Here is a 6,758-nt window from a genome sequence, read left to right on the forward strand (position 1 = left end):
CTATATGAGAAAAATAATTTACGCCATGACACTAATGGCACTCATGATACTGGCATCATGCTCAAAAAAGGATGCACAACCTGACCCTGCTGAATCAGGAGAAGCAATCACAAAATTGCAAAAGGACATTTTGGGTAAGTGGGTATTTACAAATACTGTGTTCCCGAAGACTTCTGGAACAAACGGACAGGCAAGCACCAGTGTCGGGAACGTTTTACAGTCTAAAGGTAAATTGGCGACGACATCCAATACCGCAAATGTCATAGCCAAGACGGGGTTTATTGAATTTTTGAAGAATAACACCTACCTCATTTATGACGCAGAAGGTAATTATTTCACTGGAACATTTAATGTGAGAGATGGTCAGACGATAGATTTAGCTGAATTTGGCACAATCAATGAAATAAAGTTCACACAAGAAAAGATTGATTTTATCGCTAACTACACCGCTCAAAATAAAAAACTAATTATTTCTGCGAATAGAGCTGTCTCTATTCCTTTGACCGACAAGACTACGCTGTTAACCGGGAAAATATGGTCAGTAACTGGGGAAGAAAAAGGTCAGGAAACATTTTTTAATGCGCCAATTGATATTCAGAATCCTAAAGACGGCAGTATACTGATGACAAGCTGGGTTGATAAGATAACTTTTTTATTCTCCAGCTCTGGTACTTACAGTATTCATTTTTATTATAAAAATAAACTTCTCGCAGTAAATATGTTTAACTGGAAATGGCATTCCACGGATGCAAACAAATTAGTTTATTGGGGATATAGTGAAACAGTGGATGAAGACCAGTTTGAAGTGATCCGTGAGATTACTAAGGACGTTTTAAGGTGGTCGAATTTTGATGATGGAAAAGAAGCAAAATATGTAATGCGGCCTGCTCAGTAATTATCAATAAACCATTACAAAACATGAAAATATCTATACAAATTTTACTGGCTTTTATAACTGTAGGCCTGCTGACTTTTACAAGCTGTAAAAAGAACAATGGTAAAGAAGAGGAGGATAAACAACCGACGACAAAGACAAAATCATATAAGGAATTATGGTTTAGGCCCCCTTATGGCGGAAGTACTGAGGTCCATGAAATTGTCATCCTTTGGGAAGATGGAAAGGAAACATCCTATCGCAGTTTCAGTGAGGGAACTGCGATGTTCTTGTATGATAATAATGAGCCACTGCTTTCCGTTGAAGACAAGGTTATTTGGTCTGCTCGTGATGCTGCAGCATTCCCTGCGGATGCAAAGGATAAGTTTAAGGTCACAATGAGCAATGGTGCTGTTATCACGGGTGTGCCGTCAAAAGATGCTCAAATACTTGCCTGGCATTATCGCGGAGAAAATGCAGATTTACAGCAGGCAAAGCTACTGGCTAACCAACAAGCCACGATGGGGACGAAAGACCGGAAATTCGAGGCTTTAGGCGAAACGCCATAAACTTATCTCTACCAGTGATAAACTGATTTGCCCTTCTTGACCTTTTGCTATCAAATCCCATTCTATGGCTGAGCTCAATTTGACTAAATCCCAGAATTTTCCTCAGCTGTTTTATATGCAGGATTAGTCGATAATCTAAATCAGACATTTCAATAATTTTGATTTCCTCCAGCCATAAACCTAAGTGAAAAACGATTCTTTTAAATTTCTGAAAATAAGACCCGGGGGTCTATAGTAGGTTATTTTGGCCTTTATATATTTGTTACTGTACGGTATCCGCTTATTGTAATATTCAACCAATTATATATCCATTAACAAATAGCGCATAAGAAGATAATCGTTAAACTTTTAACTAGTTTTTAATGAGTAATAACAATATAAACCTGGGGCAATATGACATGGTACTGGCCTTGTCAGAAAACAAGATCAATTTCGAAATCAGAAATTTGTTAAAACGAGGGATCATTCGTCCTGAATGGCAATTCCTGACGGATTCATTAGGGAAAGACAGTATAAATAATTCTAATCAAAAATTTGAGGAAGCGAAAAAGGCCTGGTTAGGAAAGAATAGTTTAGAAAAAAAGCTGAAGATCCTGAAAGATACATTACAGGAAAAACAAGATCAGCTGGATGATGCAGAAGGAGAGAAGCGTTTGGAATTGAGAAAAGAACGGGATATTATAAAAGAAGCACTTATAGCGCTCAAAAACCAGATAGATAGCAGTTCAAAGTATAACATATTAGTCGATGCTATTTTGGATGCCCCGCAAATAGCCTTGATAAAAGATAGCCATACCGAATTGCTGTTTAAATTAATCATTAAAAAAGGAACATTTTATTATATAGACGATCAGGAAGTGAAGGAATGTGATCTGAAGGATAAATTATATGCATTTAAAGTGCCTGTAAATAAACTAAGGATCAAAAGTAACGGGATGTACCTGGCGGATGGCGAGACCATGAAGCAGTTAAGGGATGAAGGGTTCAATGACAACGATTTTACAGTAGATGCTATATTCCTGGACTTTGAACGAGCCGATATTGGACAATACAGTATGCAGGAAAGTATACTGCCAGACGATACAAATCATAGACCCTATCTTCAAGTTGCTATTATCAATTACTTTAAAGGCTTAGGATCAAATAAGGATAATCCTTATATATTGGGTTATACCATCAATAAGAAAAAATTAGCAGCAAGAGACAAAGCCATGCTGTATCCGACAGGTGCTTCTTTTTCTACATCTTTAAGCAAAATTGAGCGGGCGTCAGCGTTTAATTTTCTATTGCTGACAGAGAACCATCAATTTCCGGAGATCCCAAAAGGGGGGCGGATAGACAATAGCCTGATAGAAGAAGTATTAGATAAATCTGTAACGGCAAGCGGTGTGATTGCCATAGATTTTGAGACATTTAAAAATACCTATTTAAATGAGATCAAAGCAGCAGTTGCCAATGCTTTCCTGAAATCTTTTAACCGCTTGGGGAACGTGAAACTCTTAGATGGCGTACCGCCCAACGAAGATCACTTCATATATACCGGAAATGGGGTTAGAATGAATTTTACACTAAGACAAACGGGAATTACAAATGATAACAATAAAAATTATATCGCTATAAACTATACCATTGCGATTGCTGCAATTGTACATGAGGAAATATCCGCTGCGATAGGTACCGTTGGTGTGGACCAGAAATTTTCTACCAGTGGCAGGTATGAAATTAATGGAAAGAAAGGTGCTGAAGGAGCGCTCGTGATCCGGTTGAGTGCTTCTGAAAAAGGTAAAATTGAAATAGAGAAACCTAGCTATACACCACCTCTGGTGGGAAGGAATACAGAAGATCCGGAATATAAGCACGACTTAGACAGGATTTGGCTGAAGATTTCGGATCTCTTCAAGTCTATTTCGGGTGTAGAAAAGATGTATATAGATAACTTTTTGAATAATATTGTGGACACCTTAAAAGATATAGACTTTGATGCGTTGGAAGACTTTTCCAATAAAGTCGTATTGCCAGGATCTAATGTTTATACCTTCAAAAATATACGTTTGCTGAACGCTAAACAAGATCAAAGCGATGCCGTACTTTTTGACATCGCTTATGTGCTTGCAGCAGACTAAATGATAACCTAATCTATGATATTTAAAAATGGCAGATCCAATTTTGACGAAAAAAGACCATAACGGTGTAACTGTTCAGTATCAGTGCGAGTTTATGGAGAATTATGTAGCAGAAAGCACTGTTGATGCAGGCAAAGGTATTAAATCGATAAAGATAGGGAATGATGGTGCAATCATATTTTTTATCAGTAAAACTGGTATCCTGACAGCGATAATCACTTCACATGGTAGTGACACCGGATGGGGAATTGCCGAGCTATCATCTCCTGGGTATCAGACACAAAGTTTTGATTTTTATTACGACGAAACGCAAAGAACCTTCAGGCTTTGTTATAGCCAGCAAAAAGACAAGCGTTCTGAATTATTGGTCTCTGACGAAGTAATGTTAAGTGACGAAAACCTTGAAAAGTTCAAAAGCATATTAAATTATCAACATAAGCGGTTGAGTCATCCGGAACGGACAATCGGCCCCATCACAATGGATAAAAGAGGAGTCTTATTTGGTTCTCTCCTGGAAACTACAGACGCCCTTTATCATTATTTCGAATACCAGAACCAACCGACAGCTTATACCTTGCCCGAGAATACCAAAGCAGTAAGACAGCTTTCTGTAGGACGTATTTATGGAGACTATGGCGTTTTTATCCTTTATGATATGGGCAACGCGCGAACCATGCTTTTTCAGGGATTTCCTGAAAGCGATGGAGGAGAAGTATCGCAGTATAGGTTTGAAACCGGAGGTGTTATCAACTGTTTTGATCTATTGGATAATAAAGAAGGCAATCATACCTTATATGTAGCCGGTCAGGGAATCTATAAGTTCAGTACACCGGATTCTACAAAAGAAGAAGTAGCCGACAAGAACATTATTTATAATAACATAGATGTTTCAAAAAATAAGAATGATGTGACTGTTTGGGCGCTGGATAAAAAGTCGGCGTCTTTATACTATGTGACCAATGCCTTCCAAAGTTTAGATGCGGATGGTTTGCCGGGGAAAATCATCAGGCGTTGGACATCCCCTTTGAAAATGCATGAGGATATTGAAGAATTTTCTGCTATAAAAGGGAAGAATTTTACTAATCAGCTGTTTTTGTTTACAAGAGATAGCGCTCGTGTCCAATCAGGACTTGTGCATTTCTGGCAAGATGCCATCAGTAAGAACTGGCAGGAAAGCAGCGTAAATATTGCTGATTTAAATGCTACGGTAAAAATCAATACCTATTCTATTGATTTACATTTGAATAATACCTCAGGGGCAATACTTAATGATCAGATTCATATTTCAGGAAAAGAGAATATGATCCTCTATATTAATAATAAGAAATATTTCCTTACACAGAATGAGAAAGTAAGCCTGAATTTTACCAATTATATCAATATTGTTTATCCGATAGACTCTATTGCGGCGGCTTCCCTGGTTGTCACCGCTAAGTTTTTGGAAACAGACATTGTGATAGATCCAACCCTGGGTATACAGGAAAAAATCAAAGAAAAAATAAAATCCGGAAAAGATCTGGCGACAGCTAAACGACAAAATGGGGAACCTTTGCTTCCGAAAAATTATGATATGCGGACTTTAGATGAAGTTGCGGCAACAATTTCGATAGTAGCAGCTACGGCAGGCAAGCTTGAAAGCGGTCAGACCAGTAATCTTTCATTTTCAGGCGATGGACCTGAACCATTGGCACAACTCAATTTTCAAGGGACAGCTACGCTCGCAGCCCATAGGTTAGCTGCAGGAAATTTTTTAGCTGAAACCGGTAACGCCATAGGGGATCTTTTCTATAGTATAAAAAAAGGATTTACAGAAGTGACAGTATTCATCGTAAATAAGGTAAAGGAAGGTGTGCAGTTTATGATAGAAATTGGAGGAAAGATGGTAAAATGGATAGCCACTACCGCAAAGGCGGCCGTCGCATTCCTTGAAAGAGTTTGGGAGAAAGTAAAGGTGTTTTTCAAGGATATGGTTGAATTTTTAGCCTTTTTATTCAATTGGGATGATATTTTGGAAACTAAAAATGCTTTGAAAATGACAGCCAATAATTGTTTGGATGCCGTTGTACCAAAAATTGAACAGGTAAAGGCGCTTGTTGTTGAGAATATCAAGGAACTCAAAAGAAAAATTGACAAAGCCGCAGGTTTTGACAATTTACAGGATGATAAACTGAACAGACCTATTGGCGATTTAGCCTCTTCAAGAGCCATTCCCACCGAAAATGCGATAGACTCTCGTGCAAATTGGGTCAACAGTAAAAAGGAAGTGATGTTCGGTAGTCCCGGTATTACTACAAATGGCGGGGATACTGATGCTTTGAAAAAACTGTCAACAGATACAGATGATCCTCACCTGCAGAAAATCATCAATTTGATTGTAAGTTTATTTAAAGGTGAGTTATCGATTGGGGATTTCATAAAAAGAATTGGGAAGATATTTGTTGACATTGCTTTTGAAATGATAGAGACATTAGCAACTGCACTTTTTGATCTGTTGATAGGCTCCATAAAACTCATCAAAGAGTTGTTGAATACAGAAATCAGGATTCCTATATTGTCTGGTATCTATAAGGAAATAAGCGGTGATAAACTCAGTATATTGGATTTTACCTGCTTACTTGTCGCCATCCCGATGACGGTAGCTTACAAGATTGCCCATCATGCGGCACCCTTTTCCCAAATGTCAAAAGAAGCATTTTCTAACAGAGTACTTTCTTCTCTTAACTATTAAGCGAACATGAACACAGCAACTAACACAGCAACTACCACGGTAACTAATACCGGAAAAACAGAGGAAGGCACTTATGAGGATATTGTTAGATATGTACATTTTGGTGCTAGCCTGGTGTCTTCCATGGTTTATGGGATTGAGAAGGTAAAGAGAATGCCCGAAATTCTTGCAGAAAGTGTGATGCCTGATTCATTACTGGATGAAGTGGATGTAGCAGAAAAGGTCAAAGCACCTATAGATACTGTAGTCATGATATTGGGCGGTGTGTCTTCTGTGTTGAGTGTCGTTAAATTTATGACAAAGGTTTATCCCTATCTTGACGACCGGGAAATACCGGTTCTCGGCTTTAAATTAAAAAACGTACCTCGATGGATTAAAGTAATTTCTACGACACTGCTGATTTTAATGTTATTGCGTATTGCCCTTCGCATCCATGGTAAACATTCTGATAAAGTAGCCGCTTT

5 protein-coding genes are annotated in these 6,758 nt (G+C 38.2%); all 5 read left to right on the plus strand.

Features of this window, described 5'->3' with window-relative positions:
- The first annotated feature begins 4 nt into the window (after positions 1-4).
- Positions 5-895, plus strand: coding sequence for a hypothetical protein (locus tag R2Q84_RS21605; RefSeq protein WP_316818683.1), 891 nt, complete (start codon positions 5-7; stop codon positions 893-895).
- Positions 896-918: 23 nt separating this feature from the next.
- Positions 919-1,443, plus strand: a complete 525-nt coding sequence (locus tag R2Q84_RS21610; RefSeq protein WP_316818684.1) for a hypothetical protein — start codon at positions 919-921, stop codon at positions 1,441-1,443.
- Between the two features lie 362 nt (positions 1,444-1,805).
- Positions 1,806-3,566: a hypothetical protein gene (locus R2Q84_RS21615; protein ID WP_316818685.1), complete on the plus strand. Its 1,761-nt coding sequence runs from the start codon at positions 1,806-1,808 to the stop codon at positions 3,564-3,566.
- A 28-nt stretch (positions 3,567-3,594) separates the two neighbouring features.
- Entirely contained in the window at positions 3,595-6,294 is a 2,700-nt protein-coding gene (locus tag R2Q84_RS21620) for a hypothetical protein (RefSeq protein ID WP_316818686.1), read from the plus strand.
- A gap of 6 nt (positions 6,295-6,300) precedes the next feature.
- The coding region (locus R2Q84_RS21625; RefSeq protein ID WP_316818687.1) for a hypothetical protein at positions 6,301-6,758 on the plus strand (458 nt) is incomplete at its 3' end.

Source organism: Pedobacter nyackensis (assembly GCF_032678475.1).
GTDB classification, from domain to species: domain Bacteria; phylum Bacteroidota; class Bacteroidia; order Sphingobacteriales; family Sphingobacteriaceae; genus Pedobacter; species Pedobacter nyackensis_A.